The organism is Shimwellia pseudoproteus (genome assembly GCF_016415625.1).
GTDB lineage: Bacteria > Pseudomonadota > Gammaproteobacteria > Enterobacterales > Enterobacteriaceae > Shimwellia > Shimwellia pseudoproteus.
On record NZ_WBXP01000027.1, the window covers coordinates 1 to 18,472 of the forward strand.

The window sequence follows — 18,472 nt, forward strand, 5'->3', positions numbered from 1 at the left end:
TGACGAAAGCAGGTATGCCTGAAAGTGTGCGTATTGCCTGAAAACACAACCCGCTACGGGGGAGACTTACCCGAAATCTGATTTATTCAACAAAGCCGGGGCAACATCTAAAGTATATGCAAAATTCGGTGTAGAAATCTATGCTGCGGCGAAACAAGGTGAACCAGACCCGGAATCAAACTCAACGTTAAAATTCGTTATTGAACGTGCAAAACAAGCGCAGGTTCCGAAACACGTTATTGATAAAGCCATTGATAAAGCCAAAGGCGGCGGCGATGAAACATTCGTACAGGGCCGTTATGAAGGCTTTGGGCCAAACGGTTCAATGATTATCGCCGACACGTTAACGTCAAACGTTAACCGTACGATTGCTAACATCCGCTCCGTCTTCAATAAAAACGGTGGCAATATCGGCGCGTCCGGTGCCGTGAGCTATATGTTTGACAATACTGGCGTGATTGTATTTGCGGGCACAGATCCTGACCGTATTTTTGAAATTTTGCTTGATGCTGAAACGGATGTTCGCGATGTCACCGAAGAAGAAGGAAACATCGTTGTTTATACCGAGCCGACAGACCTTCATAAAGGCATTGCAGCACTTAAAGCCGCCGGCATTACTGAATTCTCAACCACAGAATTAGATATGATTGCCCAATCAGATATTGAGCTTTCACCAGAAGATTTAGCAATCTTTGAGGGGCTTGTTGATGCCCTTGAAGATGACGACGATGTTCAAAAAGTATATCACAACGTTGCAAATCTCTAATTACAAATCAAATAAATCTGTCATTACGGCAGATTTATTTAATATTGTACTCTTCGTAGTAAAATTATTCCCGGCAAAAAAACACTGCTAAAAATAAGTAATAATTATTATTACTGAAAAAACCACATCAATTTACATTCTGACCTGAAATATCTGATGATAGACAATAAATACCCCTTATTGAAAACTGGATGATATTGCGCATCAGGTTTCAACCTGTTTTTCGCTGACGGCCCCGGCCTCGCGCCTCTGTGCCAATTACGCACAGCTGATGTTCCGCCCCGCCGCTTTTTCCGGTTTTCCCGCCCCCTATAATGGCCCCCATCGCAGCAGCGCATCTGCCTGCCACTATTAATGAGGAAAACACCATGTCTATGCCCGGCATAAAAGCACCTGACCATATCGGTTTCACCGTCCCGGACCTGCAACAGGCCATCGACTTCTTTGGCACCCACTTTGGCTTTGAGGTGGCCTACCGCTTTGGGCCCTTCGCCGCCGACGATAACTGGATGGCAGACCATCTGAATGTTGATCCCCGGGCCACTATTCGCCAGATTGCGGTGCTCAGCGCCCACAGCATGAATTTAGAGATTTTTGAATATGCTGATACCACACCGCGTAATCACCGGGCGCCAAACAATGCCGATGTCGGCGGCCACCATATTGCGTTTTATGTGGACGATATGGATGCCGCGGTGCGTTATCTGCATGAACAGGGCATCACGGTAAAAGGTGAACCTACCGTAATGCAGGAAGGCCCCAGCGCCGGGGAGAGCTGGGTCTACTTTATGGCGCCCTGGGGCATGCAGCTGGAGCTGGTTTCCTACCCGCAAGGCAAAGCCTTTGCCAGCGGCAGCAGCGTCCGCCTGTTCGACCCGCGCCGCCTGTAGCCCGCCCAGTACCGGCACCGGGAATGATGCCTGTGGCAGGATTTACCGTTATCATTAACCGCATCTGCCATTCACCTGGGATATGCGGTGATCAATTACGATATTTCTCTGCAGGATATGCAGTTGTTTATGATGACAGCGCAATCCGGCAACTTCTCCGCCGTGGCCCGCCAGGCTGATATGACCCCCTCGGCGGTGTCACGCAAGATGTCACAGCTGGAAGAAAAACTCGGCACCCGCCTGTTCCATCGCCATACCAGGGCCATCTCCCTCACCGAAGAAGGCACGGCATTCGCCGCCAGTTGCCGGGATATCCTCGCCCGCTTTGACACTATTGCGGCAGATATCGAAAACGGCGCCGGAACGCCCCAGGGCACGGTCAAGATCAGCGCCCCGGTGGCTTTTGGTCGCCAGCACATCGCCCCTTATCTCGGGGAGCTGCTGGCGCGCTATCCGCGCTTGCGCATCGAACTACAACAAACCGACAGCTATATTGACCCCGCCCAGGAGGGCATCGATCTGCTGATCCGTATCGGCGTACTGAAAGATTCCACCCTGCGGGTAAAACACTTTGCCCGGCAACACTATGTGGTGGCGGCCAGCCCTGCCTATATCAAGGCCCACGGCGCCCCGCATACCCCGGAACAGCTGGCGGAGCATAACTGCCTGGTGTTTAAAGGCAGCCTGGGGCTACAGCGCTGGTTTATCGGCCAGCAGGCGCTCATCCCCTGGGAGGTTCAGGGCAGCCTGTACAGCAATAACGCGGATACCCTGGTAGCCGGGGCCATCAGCGGCGCCGGGCTGGTGATGTTCCCCACCTGGCTGATGAATGACGCCCTGAAAAGCGGCCAGCTGGTCCCGGTGCTCAGCGATTATCAGGCCTCAGCCTCTCTGGAGCCGCAAACCATCGCCGCCCTGTACCTCGATAACCACAATCTGGCCCCGAAGGTCCGGGTAGTTATCGACTTCCTGGCGGAAACGTTCGGCAGCCCCTGTTATTGGGACCAGCCCTGAACCTTAACCCACCAGCAGGGTTTTCGGCTCCAGATACGCCTGCATCCCCCATTTGCCCATTTCTCTCCCCTGCCCGGACTGCTTAAAACCGCCGAACGGGGCCTGGGGCTCGTGGGCCAGCGTATTCACCAGCACCCGTCCGGCATCGATCTGGCGGGCAATGGCCGCCCCGCGGGCAGCATCACCGCCCAGCACCACCGCACTCAGCCCGTAGCAGGTGTCATTGGCCAGGGCGATGGCCTCTGCGTCACTGTGGTAAGGGATAACCACCAGCACCGGTCCAAAAATCTCCTCCCGGGCAATACGCATCTGGTTATCACCAACAAACACCGTCGGTTTCACGCACCAGCCGCGCGTCATCCCCCCAGGCCGGCCGGTGCCGCCGGTCAACAACCGGGCCCCTTCATCTATCCCCAGCTGGATATAGCTCTGCACCCGCTGCCACTGTTTGTGGCTGACCATCGGGCCAATGTCAGTGCGTGGGTCTTCAGGGTAACCAGAATGGATCTGCGCTACCGCCTGGCGAATCGCCTGCTCGCATTCGTCCTGGCGGCTGGCGGGGACCAGAATACGGGTACCGGCGACACACGCCTGCCCGTTATTCATAAAGCCCGCCGCCAGTGCCAGCGGAACAGCCTGGCCAAGGTCCGCATCATCGAGGATCAGGGTCGGGGATTTGCCCCCCAGCTCCAGGGTCACCCGTTTCAGGCTCTGCGCCCCGCTGGCGACAATGTGTTTGCCCACCGCCGTAGAGCCGGTGAAGGATATTTTCGCGATATCCGGGTGGCGGTTAATCACCTCCCCCACCACATCACCGCGCCCGGTAATAATATTAAACACCCCGGCAGGCACCTGTGCCTCGTGCAGCGCTTCACTAATAATCTGGGTCTGGATACCGCTCATTTCACTGGGTTTAATCGCCGCCGTACACCCGGCGGCCATCGCCGTGGCGAGCTTATTGCAGATAAACCCGGCGTCGCTGTTCCAGGGGGTGATCAGCCCGGCCACCCCCACCGGGGTCATGATAACCTCGGCGCTACCGGCCTGCTCGGTAAAGGCAAAATTCTCCAGCGCGCTTATCGCCTGGCGGATGACATCCGCAGGGTACTGGGCCATCCAGCGTGCCCGGCTGCGGGGGGCGCCGTACTCGGTGACAATCGCGTCAAACAAGGTCTCTTCCCGGGCGGCAACCGCCGCGTGCATCCGCGCTAATACCGCAATACGCTGTGCTTTATCGGTGGCGGCCCAGCCGGGGAAGGCCGCTTTGGCTGCGGCAATAGCCTGCAGGGCATCGTGCTCATCCGCCAGGCGCACATAGCCGATAACCTCTTCGGTGGCCGGGTTATACAGCGGGTACTGCTCTTCACCGTGGGGCGTCACAAAGGCGCCGTTAATATAGATCTGGTCGATATAGTGCATAGACATGGGATAACTACTCCGGGTTGGTGCTTGATATCCCCCAGTATAGGAAAGGTCACTGGCCGCGATAAGCGGGGTTATAATGGATGCACTGTTACGAAAATCGGGATAATCAATGCATCGCACCGGGCTGACTGAACTGGAAGTGATCCTCGCCGTGGCCAACCGCAAAAGTTTTCGCGGGGCGGCCCGGGAGCTGAATATGTCCGCCACCGCGGTGAGCAATGCCGTGGCCGGGCTGGAAAGCCGCCTGCAGGTGCGCTTATTTAACCGCTCAACCCGCAGCGTGGCGCTGACCGCCGCCGGGGAGCAGTATGTGGCGCGCATCGCCCCGGCACTGGCGGAAATCCGCCGGGCCTCAGAAGAGCTGAGCGACAATCTCTCAACCCCCAGCGGCACCCTGCGGATCAATATCCCGGCAGAATGTGCCAGCCTGCTGTTCGAGCCACTGTTCGCCCCTTTTTTGTCCCGCTATCCCCAGATGCGCCTCGATTTGTGCAGCGAATCCCGGATGGTGGATATTGTGGCGGAAGGGTTTGATGCCGGTATCCGGCTGGCGGAATCGGTCCCTCTGGATATGATTGCCGTACCGCTAACCGGGGATGCCCGGATGCTGATTGTCGGCTCGCCGGGCTACCTCGCCCGCCACGGCACACCGCAAACCCCGGATGAACTGCGCCACCACGCACGCATTACCATGCGGCTCTCCCACGGCGGGGTGTACCACTGGGAGCTGGCCCACCGGGCGGAAACGTTTATCGTCAACACCCCACCGCGGATGGTATTCAACGAGATGCAGGCGATCCATAAGGCCGCCCTCGGCGGTTATGGCCTGGCGTTTATGTCCAACTGGTTTGTGGATGACGATATCGCCAGCGGCGCGCTGGTCAGCGTGCTGGATAACTGGTGCCCGTCTTTTGGGGGGTTGCAGCTGTACTACCCCGGCAGGCGGCATATTCCCCCGGGGCTGCGGGCGTTTATCGACGTGGTACATCAACAGCGCCGCTAGTTAGCGGGCGATGGCCCCGTCAAGGATAACCAGGGGCCGCCCCCGGGAGCAGCACTCAATGCGCCCGCTCACCCCATACACTTCGGCAAGGGTCGCGGGGGTTATCACCGCCTGTGGCGCACCGCAGGCCACCAGGCCCCCGTCTTTTAGCATCACAATCGTATCCCCGTAGCGCATGGCGATATTGATATCATGCACCACTACCAGGGTCACCATCTGGCGCGCGGCGGTTTCCCGGGCGATCAGGTCCATCACCTGGAGCTGATAGTGCAGGTCCAGTGCGCTAAGCGGCTCATCCAGCAGCAATAAGCCCGGCTGGCGAACCAGGGACTGGGCCAGCCCCACCAGCTGTTTCTGGCCCCCGGAAAGCTGGTCAAGAAAGGTCAGCGCCAGGTGGCCAATCCCCAGTTGTTCCAGGATCTGCATCGCCTGTTGCCGGGCATGATCCGCGTCATGCTCCCCGCTGGCCCGCCGGGCAACAATTACCGACTCCAGCACGTGTAAATGCACCCCCTGAGGCAGGGACTGGGGCAGGAACACTACCTCCCTGGCGCGGGCCCTGAACGGCAACGCCATCAGGTTGTTGTCCCCCAGCCAGGCCTCCCCCCGGGCGGGGTTCAGCCCGGCCAACGCCCGGAGCAGGGTTGATTTCCCGCAGCCATTGGGCCCGAGCAATACCGTGACGCTTCCTGCCGGCAGCGGCGGAAGGCTAAGATTGTCGATAATCGCCCGTTTCCCGTAGCCGGCAGAGAGATGCCCGATACGCAGCGCGCTCATAGCGCTCTCCCCTGCTGGCGGAAGATAATACTCAGGAAGAACGGCACCCCCACCAGCGAGGTGACAATGCCTATCGGGATAATGACCCCGGGGATGATGTTCTTTGAGGCGACCGACGCCAGCGACAGTACCAGGCCACCGGTCATCAGGCTTCCCGGCAGGTAGTAGCGGTGATCTTCACCAAACAGCAAACGCGCAATGTGCGGGGCCACCAGGCCAATAAACCCGATCGGGCCGACAAACGCCACCGCCAGGGCAGACAGCAAACTGATGCGCAGCAGGGTCGCCAGCCGCAAGCGGCGCACATCAATCCCAAAACTCATGGCGCGCTCCTCGCCGAGGCGCAAAGCGGTCAGCTTCCAGCTGCTCAGCAGTGACCAGGGCAATACCAGCACAAAGGCCGCCCCCAGTATGCCGAGTTTGTCCCAGGAGGCCCGCCCCAGGCTGCCCATGGTCCAGAACACCAGCCCCTGAAGGGTGTCTTCATCGGCAATAAACTGCATCATCGACACCAGGGCATTGAAGGTAAATACCAGGGCGATACCGAATAGCACCACCCCGGCGGTCGCCACCCGGGTCCAGCGGGATACCACATCCAGCAACAGCGCGGAGATAACCGCAAACAGAAAGGCGTTACCGGAAATAAACCACTGGCTGGCAATCCCGGGAATGCCGATGCCCAGCACAATCGCCAGCGCCGCCCCGAAAGCAGCCGCAGATGACACCCCTAGGGTAAAGGGGCTGGCCAGGGGGTTATTGAGGATGGTTTGCATCTCGGCCCCGGCCAGCCCCAGCGCCATACCAACCAGTAGCGCCATCAGGGCATAGGGCAGGCGAATATCCCAGACGATCATCCGGGTCGTGGCATCCACCGTGTGCGGGCTGATCAGCGACGCCCACACCTGGTGCAGCGGCAAGCCAGATGGCCCGAGGGTAAAATCCAGCAGCAGCGACAGCATAATCGCCGCACAAAGTATCGCCATCATCAGCAGACGGTGACGCAGGATCTGGCGATAACGCCGATCGATTCCGGCAGAAAGTTGGCTCATGTAGATGGGTTCAGCGTGAGTATTCGATAGCCACAGGCCGACAGGCGCTGCACATAGCGCGATCTGTCTTAGCGCGCAGCGTTATGCATGAAATCATATTACGTTTGATACTCTGCGGATAGCAATGATCCTGAACAGGTACACCGGGAAAGTATTTTATCAGGGAGTAATAACAGCCTCATCATTAGTAAAAGTAATAATTACAATTGCATAAGTAAATTGCCTGATAATTAAGCTGATCGCACAAATGTCCCCTGATCTGCGGCGAAAAATCGTTATTAATAAAAAAGTATGACGTATCACGATGGATTTATGGTTGGGGACAACATTATGCAGTATGACCTGAAAACACTGGTCGGCCACGCCAGACATCTGGAAGATCATGGACTGTACCGCCGTGCACTACGGCTGTGGCAGGAAATTGCCACCCGCTCAGACGCCAGTGACGACTTACGGGATCTCGCCTGGCAGCAAATCACCCGCGGTGTCGGTATCCGGGCCGCCACCGGAGAGCCTCCTCAGGAGGTGCTGCCCAAGCCCGATCGCCGCTATCTGGTTGCCGAAGATAAAAAGCGTATCCAGGCCTACTTCAAAATGGGCTATACCAGCGCCATGATTTGTGGGCTGACGGGCCGCTCGCGCTCTTTTGTTGCCACCTGCCGTAAGAATGCCACCCCCTGAGCCACATCCCGCGGTATTGATATGCAGCAGCCTGGACCCTCAGCCGTGGCGGGGTCCGCTGCCTGACCATTACCGCCCGCGACCCCACAGCACCGCCCCGATAACTCACCCGTAAAAATTCCCATGCCCACAGGCCACTTAGTGGCAGTGGGGCAAGCAGGCAGAAAAAAACCCCGACAACCAGGGGGAATTAATGTACAATGCGCGACACTTTTTCACGCCACAGCGTGTTTTTACGCTGAAACCTGCGTTTTCAGCACTATCATCTTGAGCGTCGATTTCCAGAGGACCCGCCATGTCATTACCAAACTGCCCTCAGTGCAATTCTGAATACACCTATGAAGATAACGGAATGTACATCTGCCCTGAGTGTGCTCACGAGTGGAACGACAATGAACCTCAGGCTGAAGACGATACTCTGGTGGTAAAAGACGCCAACGGCAACCTGCTGGCGGATGGCGACAGCGTTACCGTGATTAAAGATTTAAAAGTTAAAGGCAGCTCGTCGATGTTAAAAATCGGCACGAAAGTGAAAAATATTCGCCTGGTTGAAGGCGATCACAACATAGACTGCAAAATTGATGGTTTTGGCCCGATGAAGCTGAAATCAGAGTTCGTTAAAAAGAACTAATCTCCCCGATTCTGGCAATGGATGGCCAGGGTGAACGCGCCGCCGTTCTCCTGTAGCAACGTCCCGCATCTGCGGGACACCCCCTACCCCCACAGCCACCGCGCATCATTCCCCCACCGCTATCCCTCTTGTCACGGTTTTCGCGTTAACTCTTCATCCCCCTGACATCCCGCATTAACAAAAACATCATATTTTCACTGCACCATAAGGCAACTTTATAAGAGGGCCGGATGATGCAGACGGTAATTCGTGTCGACAACCTGACCAGAACCTTTAACCAGACCCAGGCGCTAAACAGCGTCAGTCTTACGGTTGAGCAAGGCCAGATGGTCGCGTTACTTGGGCCTTCCGGCTCGGGAAAATCCACGTTGCTACGCCATCTCAGCGGGCTGGTCCGCGCCGATGACAACAGTGAATCCCATATCCAGTTACTGGGCCGCACCGTGCAGCGCCACGGGCGTCTGGCCAGGGACATACGCCAGATTCGTGCCCACACAGGCTATATCTTCCAGCAATTTAACCTGGTGAACCGGCTGTCGGTTATCGACAACGTGTTGATCGGCGCGCTGGCCGCCACCCCCTTCTGGCGGACCAGTTTTCGCTGGTTTAGCCAGCCCCAAAAACAGCAGGCCCTCCAGGCCCTGAGCCGGGTGGGTATGGCCCATGCGGCCCACCAGCGCGTCTCTACCTTATCCGGCGGCCAACAGCAGCGGGTGGCCATTGCCCGGGCGCTGATGCAACAGGCCCGTATTATCCTCGCCGATGAGCCCATCGCCTCACTGGACCCAGAGTCCGCCCGCACCGTTATGGATATTCTGCACAGCATTAACCGCCAGGATGGCACCACCGTGGTGGTCACGCTGCATCAGGTGGACTACGCCGTGCGCTATTGCGAACGCATCGTTGCCCTGCGCCAGGGGAATATCGTGTTCGATGGCCACAGCCAGCACTTTGATGAACAACAACGGGAGCACCTGTACCGCACCAGCGGGCCGGGCCTCCTCTCCCAGGCCAGGGCGGCCTGATTGCCCGATGGTTAACCCCAATAAGGATCTGAAATGAGCTATAAAGCCGTCGCCGCTATGGCCTTTACCTCGATGTTCGGCCTCAGCACCCTGGTGACCCAGGCCCATGCGGACACCGCCGACAACACGCTTAATTTCGGCATTATCTCTACCGAATCCCAGCAAAACCTCAAACCCATGTGGGACCCGTTCCTCAAAGACATGGAGAAGCAGCTGGGGGTGAAAGTAAACGCCTTCTTCGCCCCGGACTACGCCGGGATCATCCAGGGGATGCGGTTTAACAAGGTGGATCTCGCCTGGTACGGCAACCTGTCCGCCATGGAGGCGGTGGACCGTGCCAACGGGCAAGTGTTCGCCCAGACGGTAGCGGCCGATGGCTCCCCGGGCTACTGGAGCGTCTTGATCGTCAATAAAGACAGCCCGATCAACACCCTCGACGATATGCTGGCCCAGCGTAAAACCCTCACCTTCGGTAACGGCGATCCTAACTCGACCTCTGGCTTCCTGGTGCCGGGCTATTACGTCTTTGCCAAACATAACGCCGCCGCCAGCGATTTTAAACGCACCCTGAATGCCAACCACGAAACCAATGCCCTGGCTGTGGCCAACAAACAGGTCGATGTCGCCACCAACAACACCGAAAACCTCGATCGCCTGAAAAAAACCGCCCCGGCGAAATTCAGTGAGCTGAAGGTTATCTGGAAATCGCCCCTGATCCCCGGGGACCCGATCGTATGGCGCAAAAACCTGCCTGAGGCCACCAAAAACAAGATTTACGACTTCTTTATCCACTACGGCAGCACCCCGGAACAACAGGCGGTACTCAAAGGGCTCGCCTGGGCGCCCTTCCGCCCCTCCAGTGACCTGCAACTGGTGCCGATTCGCCAGCTGGCGCTGTTTAAAGAATTACAAAACGTGAAGGCCAATAACGGGTTGAGCGACGGCGATAAGACGGCAAAAATCGCCGAAATACAGACCAAACTGGACGATCTTGATCGTCTCAATGCGGCGCTGGCCAGTATGACCAGCACCGCCAACGCCGAGCAGTAACCGCGGTGCGCCGGATGATGCCTCGCATCCGGTGCATCGTCCCCCAGCCCCCACGGGAGCCCTGTATGCACACAATAACCGTCCCACCCCCGAAGCGCAGCTGGTTCAGCATCGCCAGTTGGGCCCTGGTACTGGCCGTACTGGCCCTCTCCTGGCGCGGTGCCGAAATGGCCCCGCTCTCCCTGTTCCGGGACAGCGGCAACATGGTCACCTTTATGGCGGACTTCTTTCCGCCGGATTTCAGCCAGTGGCAATCCTACTTAACGGAAACCCTCGTCACCCTGCAAATTGCCGTCTGGGGCACCGCCCTGGCCGTGGTGCTGTCGATTCCCTTTGGCCTGATGTCGGCAGAGAACTTGATGCCCTGGTGGATCTGCCAGCCGGTACGCCGCCTGATGGACGCCTGCCGGGCCATCAACGAAATGGTGTTCGCCATGCTGTTTGTGGTGGCGGTGGGCCTCGGGCCTTTTGCCGGGGTGCTGGCGCTGTTTGTCCACACCACCGGGGTGTTGTCGAAATTGCTCTCCGAGGCGGTAGAAGCCATTGAACCCGGCCCGGTGGAAGGGATCCGCGCCACCGGCGCCAGCAAAATTGAAGAGATCCTGTTCGGGGTATTGCCCCAAATCATGCCGCTGCTTATCTCCTATTCCCTTTACCGATTCGAGTCCAACGTGCGCTCTGCCACGGTGGTGGGCATGGTGGGGGCCGGGGGGATTGGCGTCACCCTGTGGGAGGCGATTCGCGGCTTCCAGTTCCAGCAAACCTGCGCCCTGATGCTGATAATCATCGTCACGGTCAGCGTGCTGGATATGCTGTCCCAGCGGCTCCGTAAGCACTTTATCTGATTCGGGAGGCCTTGTTGACTATGCACTTATCCAGACATCCGACCAGTTACCCCACCCGCTGGCAGGAAATCGCTGCCCGGCTGGAACACGAACTGCGCCACTACCGCTGCGGGGATTATTTGCCCGCAGAACAACAGCTGGCCGACCGTTACCAGGCCCACCGCCATACCCTGCGCCGGGCCATCGATCAGCTGGTTGAACGGGGATGGGTCCAGCGCCGCCAGGGGGTCGGGGTGCTGGTGCTGATGCGCCCCTTTGATTACCCACTAAATGCCCGCACCCGCTTTAGCCAGAACCTGCTCGATCAGGGGAGCCACCCCACCAGCGAGCGTCTGCTGGCCGTGCTGCGCCCGGCCTCGCCCCAGGTGGCGGACGCCTTCGGGATCAGCGAAGGGGACAATATTATCCACCTGCGTACCCTGCGCCGGGTAAACGGTATCCCCCTGTGCCTGATAGACCACCACTTTGTTGACCTCAGCTGGTGGCCAGTGCTGCAACAGTTCACCAGCGGCTCGCTGCACGATTACCTGCACCAGCAGCTGAATATCACCCTGGCCCGTACCCAGACCCGGATCAGCGCACGCCAGTCCCAGGCCAAAGAGAGCCGGGTACTGGAGATCCCCACCACCGCCCCCTTGCTGTGTGTCAGAACCCTGAATCACGGCCCGGATACCACCCGCCCGGCCGAATACTCCGTCAGCCTGGCCCGGGCAGACATGATCGAATTGACGATGGAGCACTAAATGGAACAGCCGTTATTTACCCTGAGCCAGCGCCAGCACTGGATGGCCGTGCTTGCCGCCAGCCACCCCGCCAGCCTGGCGACCCGCCTGGCCGCCCTGCACGCTGTGCCGCCGTTCGAGGTGATCCGCCCGGCAGAAACCGGGTTACTCCAGATCCAGGGACGGATGGGCGGCAGCGGGGATCGTTTCTTCGCCGGGGATACCACCGTCACCCGGGCGGTGATCAAACTGGCCAGCGGCACCTACGGCTACAGCTATGTCCTGGGCCGCAACACAGCCCACGCCGAGCGCTGCGCCCTGGCCGATGCCCTGTTACAAGAACCTCGCCACCACCTGGCGGTGATGGAAACCCTGATAGCCCCGTTACAGGCAGAACGTGAGGCACAGATTGCCGCACGCCAGGCCGAGATAAATACCAGCCGGGTCGACTTCTTTACCCTCGTTCGCGGAGATAACGCATGACCCTACAGACCGCATTTCCCCAGCCCGTACAGGATGCCCAACACTGCTTTCGCCGCTTGCTTAAAGCGCTTAGCGAACCGGGCGTTATTGTCGGCCTGCACCCGCTACAACAGGGCTGGCAGCCACTGGATATTGCCACCACCAGCACGCTGCTGACCCTGGTAGACGGCGATACCCCGGTGTGGCTGTCCCCGGCGCTGGGCCACGATATCCTCAGCCAGAATCTGCGTTTTCACACCGGCGCCCCGCTGTGTGAGCAACCGGCAGATGCACTGTTTGCCGTGGCAGACAGCCAGATAACCCCGTCGCAATTAGCCGACCTGAACCGGGGCAGCGCCCTGGCCCCGGAACAGAGCGCCACCCTGATTTTACAGCTCGCCAGCCTGAGCGGCGGGCGCATGCTGCGGCTTACCGGGGCCGGTATTCAGGAAGAACGCATGATAGCCCCGCGCCTGCCGGGCTGCGTGCTGGCTGCACTCACCGAACGCGCTCACCCCTTCCCGCTGGGGCTCGATCTGCTGCTGACCTGCGGCGAGCGTGTGCTGGCCATCCCCCGTACCACCCACGTGGAGGTGTGCTGATGTACGTTGCCGTCAAAGGGGGTGAGAAAGCCATCGCCGCCGCTCACCGTTTACAGGCCCAAAAACGCCGTGGTGATCCTGCCCTGCCGGAGCTGGAGGTCGCGCATATTGAGCAACAGCTTGGCCTGGCGGTAGACCGGGTGATGACCGAAGGCGGCATTGCCGACCGCACCCTGGCGGCTCTTGCCCTGAAGCAGGCCAGCGGTGATAACGTCGAAGCCATTTTCCTGCTGCGGGCTTACCGCACCACGCTGCCGCGCTTTGGGGTCAGCCAGCCGCTGGATACCGCGGCCATGCGCGCCGAACGGCGCATTTCCGCCATCTACAAAGATGTCCCCGGCGGGCAGTTGCTGGGGCCCACCTACGATTACACCCACCGGCTGCTGGATTTTACCCTGCTGGCCGCCGGGCAACCCAGTGCGCCCCCCGGGACGGAACCGGCCAGCGCTGCCCCCCAGCCCCTGGCCCCTATCTTCAGCCTGCTGGAGCAACAGCGGCTGGCCATCCCCGAACAAGACAGTGGCGCAGAGCCAGATGATATTACCCGCCAACCGCCGGTGTTCCCCTGTTCCCGGGCGGCGCGCCTGCAACAACTGGCCCGGGCCGATGAAGGCTGGCTACTGGCGCTGGCCTATTCCACCCAGCGCGGTTATGGCCGCAACCACCCCTTTGCCGGGGAGATCCGCAGCGGCTACGTGGCGGTGAGCCTGATCCCGGAAGAGCTGGGGTTTGCCATCACCCTCGGCGAGCTGGAGGTCACCGAATGCGAAATGGTCAACGGCTTTGTCACCCCGGATACCGAAGCGCCGCATTTTACCCGGGGCTATGGGCTGGCCTTTGGCCAGAGCGAGCGCAAGGCCATGGCCATGGCGCTGGTGGACCGCGCGCTCCAGGCCCCCCGCTACGGTGAACCGGTGGCTGGTCCTGCCCAGGATGAGGAGTTTGTTCTCGCCCACGGGGATAACGTCGAAGCCGCCGGGTTTGTCTCCCACCTGAAACTGCCCCATTACGTGGACTTCCAGGCGGAACTGGAGCTGCTAAAACGACTGCAACAGGAGCACCAGCCATGAGCACTGCCCTTGCCGGTTATAACTTTGGTTATCTGGATGAACAGACAAAACGGATGATCCGCCGGGCTATCCTCAAGGCGGTGGCGATCCCCGGTTATCAGGTGCCCTTCGGGGGCCGGGAGATGCCGATGCCCTATGGCTGGGGCACCGGCGGGATCCAGATCACCGCCAGCGTTATCGGCCATGACGATGTGCTGAAAGTTATCGATCAAGGGGCCGATGACACCACCAACGCGGTGTCGATCCGCCAGTTCTTTGAGCGGGTCACCGGCGTCGCCACCACCGGATCAACCACCGACGCGACCCTGATCCAGACCCGCCACCGGATCCCGGAAACCCCACTCACCGAGGATCAGATCCTGATCTACCAGGTGCCAATCCCGGAGCCGCTGCGGTTTATCGAACCGCGGGAGACCGAAACCCGCACCCTCCATGCCCTGGAGGAGTACGGCATTATGCAGGTGAAGCTGTATGAAGATATTGCCCGCTTTGGCCACATCGCCACCGCCTATGCTTATCCGGTTAAGGTCAACCACCGCTACGTGATGGACCCTTCCCCGATCCCGAAATTCGATAACCCCAAAATGCATATGATGCCCGCCCTGCAACTCTTTGGTGCCGGGCGCGAAAAACGCATTTACGCGGTGCCGCCCTATACCCCGGTAGAGAGCCTGGATTTCGATGACCACCCGTTCACGGTCCAGAAATGGGATAAGCCCTGCGCTATCTGTGGCTCCACCCACAGCTATCTCGACGAAGTGGTTATCGACGACCAGGGCAGCCGGATGTTTGTCTGCTCCGATACCGACTACTGCCGCCAGTACCGCGAGGATAACCCCCAATGAGCCAGCCTGCTTCCCCACAGCCACTGCTAAATGTCAGCCAACTGACCCACCTGTACGCCCCGGGAAAAGGGTTTTGTAACGTCTCCTTTGCCCTGTGGCCCGGTGAAGTACTGGGCATTGTCGGCGAGTCCGGCTCCGGCAAAACCACCCTGTTGAAGTCCCTTTCTGCCCGACTGCCGCCGCAGCAAGGCCAGGTGCACTACGGGCAAGAGGATTTATACCGGATGAGCGAAACCCAGCGCCGCCAGCTACTGCGCACCGAATGGGGCGTAGTGCATCAGCATCCGCTGGACGGCCTGCGCCCCCGGGTCTCTGCCGGGGGCAACATCGGCGAACGGCTGATGGCAACCGGCGCCCGCCACTATGGGGATATTCGCGCCACCGCCCAGCGCTGGCTGGAAGCGGTCGAAATCCCCGCCGCCCGCATTGATGATTTGCCGGTCACCTTCTCCGGCGGGATGCAGCAGCGCCTGCAAATTGCCCGCAATCTGGTCACCCATCCCCGGCTGGTGTTTATGGATGAGCCCACCGGCGGGCTGGACGTCTCGGTCCAGGCGCGGCTGCTGGATCTGCTGCGCGGCCTGGTGCGGGATCTCAACCTCGCGGTGGTGATAGTCACCCACGATCTGGGGGTGGCCCGGCTGCTGGCGGATCGCCTGCTGGTGATGAAAGCGGGGGACGTGGTGGAAAGCGGACTGACGGATCGGGTGCTGGACGATCCCCGCCATCCTTACACCCAGTTGCTGGTGTCTTCGGTTCTGCAAAATTAAGGGCCCGCTATGCGCATCTGTATTCAGGTTGAAAACCTGAGCAAAACCTTCGTACTGCACCATCAGAACAGTATGCACCTGCCGGTGCTGGACAACGCTTCACTGCGGGTTCACCGCGGGGAGTGTGTGGTGCTTCATGGCCACTCCGGGAGCGGGAAATCCACCCTGTTGCGCTCGCTGTATGCTAACTATCTGCCGGACAGCGGCCATATTCATATCCGCCATCACGATCAGTGGATAGACCTGGTGGCGGCCGCCCCGCGCCAGATTATTGATATTCGCCGCCAGACCATCGGCTGGGTAAGCCAGTTTTTGCGGGCCATCCCCCGGGTACCGGCCATCGAGCTGGTGATGCAACCACTGCTGGATCTCGGGGTTCCCCGGCCGGAGTGCGCTGACCGGGCGGCAGCGCTGCTCACCCACCTCAACGTGCCCCGCAGCCTGTGGAAACTGGCCCCGGCTACCTTCTCCGGCGGGGAGCAGCAGCGCGTGAATATCGCCAGAGGTTTTATTGTCGATTATCCCATCCTGCTGCTTGATGAACCCACCGCCTCACTGGATGCCGCCAACAGCGCAGCGGTGGTTGAACTGATCACCGCCGCCAAAGCCAGGGGTGCCGGGATCGTCGGGATCTTCCATGACGCTGCCGTGCGCGAGCAGGTGGCGGATCGCATACACACCATGAGCCCACCCCCGGGAGCCGCACATGATAATCACTAATGTCACGCTGGTACTGGAAAACGAACTGGTCAACGGATCGCTGGAAGTGACCGACGGCCAGATCCAGCAGATCTCCACCACCGGGAGCCGGCTCCCCGGGGCTTTCGACGGCGAAGGGGGCTGGCTGCTGCCGGGAATGGTGGAGCTGCACACCGATAATCTGGATAAATTCTTCACCCCGCGCCCCAGGGTAGACTGGCCCGCGCACTCCGCCATGAGCAGCCACGATGCCCTGATGGTGGCCAGCGGAATAACCACCGTGCTGGACGCGGTTGCCCTTGGTGATGTGCGGGACGGCGGCGATCGGCTGGAAAATCTGGAAAAGATGATCAATGCGGTACAGCACAGCCAGCAGCGCGGCCTTAACCGGGCAGAACACCGGCTGCACCTGCGCTGCGAGCTGCCCCACCACACCACGCTACCGCTGTTTGAATCCCTGATGCACCGGGAAGGGGTCTCCCTGGTGTCGCTGATGGACCACTCACCGGGGCAACGCCAGTTCGCCAACCGCACCAAGTACCGGGAGTATTACCAGGGGAAATACCAGCTCAGCGGGGAAGAGATGGACCGCTATGAAGAAGAGCAGCTGGCTCTCGCCCGCCAGTGGTCACAGCCTAACCGCAGCGCCATCGCCGCCGCCTGCCGGGAACAAGGCATTCCGCTGGCCAGCCATGACGATGCCACCCACCACCATGTTCAGGAGTCCCACGGGCTGGGCAGCGTTATTGCCGAATTTCCCACCACTCTGGAAGCGGCCCGGGCCTCCCGCCTGCACGGCATGAATGTACTGATGGGCGCCCCCAATATTGTGCGCGGCGGCTCCCACTCCGGGAATATTGCCGCCCACCAGTTGGCGACAGCGGGGCTACTGGATATTTTGTCCTCAGATTACTACCCCGCCAGCCTGCTGGATGCCGCTTTCCAGGTGGCCAGGGATCAGGCCAACGCCTTCAGCCTGCCAGACGCCGTGCGGCTGGTGACCCGCAACCCCGCCCGGGCGCTGAACCTCCATGACCGGGGGCTGATTGCCGAAGGGAAACGCGGGGACCTGGTGCTGGCGCACCCGGCGGATGATCATGTCCGCGTTCATCATGTCTGGCGCCAGGGGATACGGGTATTCTGATGGCGAAGACTATCTGGCTGGTCGGGGCCTCCGGCTCCGGCAAAGACAGCCTGCTGAACGGGTTACGTGCCGGAGAGATCCCCGATCTGCTGGTCGCCCACCGCTACATCACCCGTGACGCCGGTGCCGGGGGCGAAAACCATATCGCCCTCAGCCCGGCAGAGTTCGCCCGCCGCTGCCGTTACGGGCTGTTTGCCCTGCACTGGCAGGCGCACGGTTACTGCTATGGGGTGGGCCAGGAGATTGATCTGTGGCTGGCGGCGGGGCTTAATGTGGTGGTCAATGGTTCGCGCCAGCACCTGCCTGCGGCCCAGGCCCGCTACGGCATACACCTGCTGCCGGTCTGTTTGCAAGTCTCCACGGCGGTATTGCGCCAGCGTTTAGAAGCCCGGGGCCGGGAGAGCCCGGCAGACATCGCCCGGCGGCTGGACCGGGCCGCCCGTTATCAGGCGCAGCATCGCCACTGCCTGATAGTTAACAATGACGGCAGTCTGCTACAGTCTGTGGATGCTCTGCGGCAACTGATTGCCGGGTCGCAGCCACCACAACCTGGAGTCCATCATGAATAACACCGTTGAGGTTCGCCCGGCGCTGGCAGCCGATTGCGACGCCGTCTATCTGCTTATCTGTGAACTGAACCAGAAAGCGCCGGATCCGGTGGCATTTCGCCGCGGGTATCTGGCTAACCTCGCCACCCAGGGGTTGTATTACCGGCTGGCGGTACGCGGCGAGGAGGTGCTGGGGCTGATTAGCCTGCATCTGCTGTTTCATTTGCACCACGCCCGCTGGGTGGGCGATATCCAGGAGCTGGTCATCATGCCCCACGCCAGAGGGGCCGGGGTGGGGAAAAGACTGCTCGACTGGGCAGAACACCAGGCAAGGCAGGTGGATGCCGAACTGCTGGAGCTCTCTTCCAGTAAACCCCGGGTGGACGCCCACCGTTTTTATCGCCGGGAGGGGTTCCTGGAAAACCATATTCGCTTTACCAAACCACTGAACTGA

22 protein-coding genes are annotated in these 18,472 nt (G+C 59.9%); 19 read left to right on the forward strand and 3 right to left on the reverse strand.

All coding sequences use genetic code 11. The annotated features are described in order from the left end of the window. Window positions 1-37: 37 nt before the first annotated feature. From F9C28_RS12600 to F9C28_RS12610, 3 genes are all read left to right on the forward strand, one after another. Window positions 38-766 carry a YebC/PmpR family DNA-binding transcriptional regulator gene (locus F9C28_RS12600; RefSeq protein WP_199015764.1) on the forward strand — a complete coding sequence of 243 codons (729 nt, stop codon included), beginning with the start codon at window positions 38-40 and terminating at the stop codon, window positions 764-766. Between the two features lie 368 nt (window positions 767-1,134). Next, window positions 1,135-1,656, forward strand: a complete 522-nt coding sequence (locus F9C28_RS12605; protein ID WP_199015717.1) for a VOC family protein — start codon at window positions 1,135-1,137, stop codon at window positions 1,654-1,656. 117 nt (window positions 1,657-1,773) lie between these two features. After that, window positions 1,774-2,670, forward strand: coding sequence for a LysR family transcriptional regulator (locus F9C28_RS12610; RefSeq protein ID WP_199015765.1), 897 nt, complete (start codon window positions 1,774-1,776; stop codon window positions 2,668-2,670). Window positions 2,671-2,673: 3 nt separating this feature from the next. Here the strand turns inward: F9C28_RS12610 and F9C28_RS12615 are convergent, their stop codons facing one another. Continuing rightward, on the reverse strand, window positions 2,674-4,089 hold the full coding sequence (locus F9C28_RS12615) for an aldehyde dehydrogenase family protein (protein WP_199015766.1): 1,416 nt from the start codon (window positions 4,087-4,089) through the stop codon (window positions 2,674-2,676). A 115-nt stretch (window positions 4,090-4,204) separates the two neighbouring features. On the opposite strand from F9C28_RS12615, the gene F9C28_RS12620 reads away from it, so the two are divergent. After that, window positions 4,205-5,098 carry a LysR family transcriptional regulator gene (locus tag F9C28_RS12620; RefSeq protein ID WP_199015718.1) on the forward strand — a complete coding sequence of 298 codons (894 nt, stop codon included), beginning with the start codon at window positions 4,205-4,207 and terminating at the stop codon, window positions 5,096-5,098. Here F9C28_RS12620 and F9C28_RS12625 read toward each other — a convergent pair whose 3' ends face one another. Both F9C28_RS12625 and F9C28_RS12630 read right to left on the reverse strand, forming a co-directional pair. Continuing rightward, window positions 5,099-5,875, reverse strand: a complete 777-nt coding sequence (locus F9C28_RS12625) for an ABC transporter ATP-binding protein (protein WP_199015719.1) — start codon at window positions 5,873-5,875, stop codon at window positions 5,099-5,101. Continuing rightward, window positions 5,872-6,924, reverse strand: coding sequence for a FecCD family ABC transporter permease (locus tag F9C28_RS12630; RefSeq protein WP_199015720.1), 1,053 nt, complete (start codon window positions 6,922-6,924; stop codon window positions 5,872-5,874). The genes F9C28_RS12625 and F9C28_RS12630 overlap by 4 nt, the downstream gene beginning before the upstream one ends. A 291-nt stretch (window positions 6,925-7,215) precedes the next feature. Here F9C28_RS12630 and F9C28_RS12635 point away from each other — a divergent pair, with 291 nt between their 5' ends. The 15 genes from F9C28_RS12635 (at window position 7,216) to phnO (ending at window position 18,472) form a co-directional block, all read left to right on the forward strand. Further along, a complete protein-coding gene (locus tag F9C28_RS12635) occupies window positions 7,216-7,605 on the forward strand; it encodes a hypothetical protein (protein ID WP_233149058.1) in 390 nt (129 codons plus the stop codon). 295 nt (window positions 7,606-7,900) lie between these two features. Further along, window positions 7,901-8,236 (forward strand): zinc ribbon domain-containing protein YjdM, encoded by a 336-nt coding sequence (locus tag F9C28_RS12640; RefSeq protein ID WP_199015721.1) that lies wholly within the window; start codon window positions 7,901-7,903, stop codon window positions 8,234-8,236. 233 nt (window positions 8,237-8,469) lie between these two features. Beyond that, window positions 8,470-9,261: a phosphonate ABC transporter ATP-binding protein gene (phnC, locus tag F9C28_RS12645; RefSeq protein WP_199015768.1), complete on the forward strand. Its 792-nt coding sequence runs from the start codon at window positions 8,470-8,472 to the stop codon at window positions 9,259-9,261. A 33-nt stretch (window positions 9,262-9,294) separates the two neighbouring features. Then, entirely contained in the window at window positions 9,295-10,311 is a 1,017-nt protein-coding gene (gene phnD / locus F9C28_RS12650; protein WP_199015722.1) for a phosphonate ABC transporter substrate-binding protein, read from the forward strand. A gap of 65 nt (window positions 10,312-10,376) precedes the next feature. Continuing rightward, entirely contained in the window at window positions 10,377-11,156 is a 780-nt protein-coding gene (gene phnE / locus F9C28_RS12655; protein WP_199015723.1) for a phosphonate ABC transporter, permease protein PhnE, read from the forward strand. A gap of 20 nt (window positions 11,157-11,176) precedes the next feature. Then, entirely contained in the window at window positions 11,177-11,899 is a 723-nt protein-coding gene (gene phnF / locus F9C28_RS12660) for a phosphonate metabolism transcriptional regulator PhnF (protein WP_199015724.1), read from the forward strand. Next, on the forward strand, window positions 11,900-12,361 hold the full coding sequence (phnG, locus tag F9C28_RS12665; RefSeq protein ID WP_199015725.1) for a phosphonate C-P lyase system protein PhnG: 462 nt from the start codon (window positions 11,900-11,902) through the stop codon (window positions 12,359-12,361). After that, window positions 12,358-12,942: a phosphonate C-P lyase system protein PhnH gene (gene phnH / locus F9C28_RS12670; RefSeq protein WP_199015726.1), complete on the forward strand. Its 585-nt coding sequence runs from the start codon at window positions 12,358-12,360 to the stop codon at window positions 12,940-12,942. The genes phnG and phnH overlap by 4 nt, the downstream gene beginning before the upstream one ends. After that, a complete protein-coding gene (locus F9C28_RS12675; RefSeq protein WP_199015727.1) occupies window positions 12,942-14,012 on the forward strand; it encodes a carbon-phosphorus lyase complex subunit PhnI in 1,071 nt (356 codons plus the stop codon). The genes phnH and F9C28_RS12675 overlap by 1 nt, the downstream gene beginning before the upstream one ends. Then, window positions 14,009-14,857, forward strand: coding sequence for an alpha-D-ribose 1-methylphosphonate 5-phosphate C-P-lyase PhnJ (locus tag F9C28_RS12680; protein ID WP_199015728.1), 849 nt, complete (start codon window positions 14,009-14,011; stop codon window positions 14,855-14,857). The genes F9C28_RS12675 and F9C28_RS12680 overlap by 4 nt, the downstream gene beginning before the upstream one ends. Next, a complete protein-coding gene (phnK, locus tag F9C28_RS12685) occupies window positions 14,854-15,627 on the forward strand; it encodes a phosphonate C-P lyase system protein PhnK (protein WP_199015729.1) in 774 nt (257 codons plus the stop codon). Before F9C28_RS12680 ends, phnK begins: the two co-directional genes overlap by 4 nt. Before the next feature lie 9 nt (window positions 15,628-15,636). Beyond that, window positions 15,637-16,347, forward strand: coding sequence for a phosphonate C-P lyase system protein PhnL (gene phnL, locus F9C28_RS12690; RefSeq protein ID WP_199015730.1), 711 nt, complete (start codon window positions 15,637-15,639; stop codon window positions 16,345-16,347). Beyond that, window positions 16,334-17,470: an alpha-D-ribose 1-methylphosphonate 5-triphosphate diphosphatase gene (gene phnM / locus F9C28_RS12695; protein ID WP_199015731.1), complete on the forward strand. Its 1,137-nt coding sequence runs from the start codon at window positions 16,334-16,336 to the stop codon at window positions 17,468-17,470. Before phnL ends, phnM begins: the two co-directional genes overlap by 14 nt. Then, window positions 17,470-18,039, forward strand: a complete 570-nt coding sequence (gene phnN, locus F9C28_RS12700) for a ribose 1,5-bisphosphokinase (RefSeq protein ID WP_199015732.1) — start codon at window positions 17,470-17,472, stop codon at window positions 18,037-18,039. The genes phnM and phnN overlap by 1 nt, the downstream gene beginning before the upstream one ends. Next, complete coding sequence (gene phnO / locus F9C28_RS12705; RefSeq protein ID WP_199015733.1) at window positions 18,032-18,472, forward strand: aminoalkylphosphonate N-acetyltransferase; 441 nt, start codon at window positions 18,032-18,034, stop codon at window positions 18,470-18,472. Before phnN ends, phnO begins: the two co-directional genes overlap by 8 nt.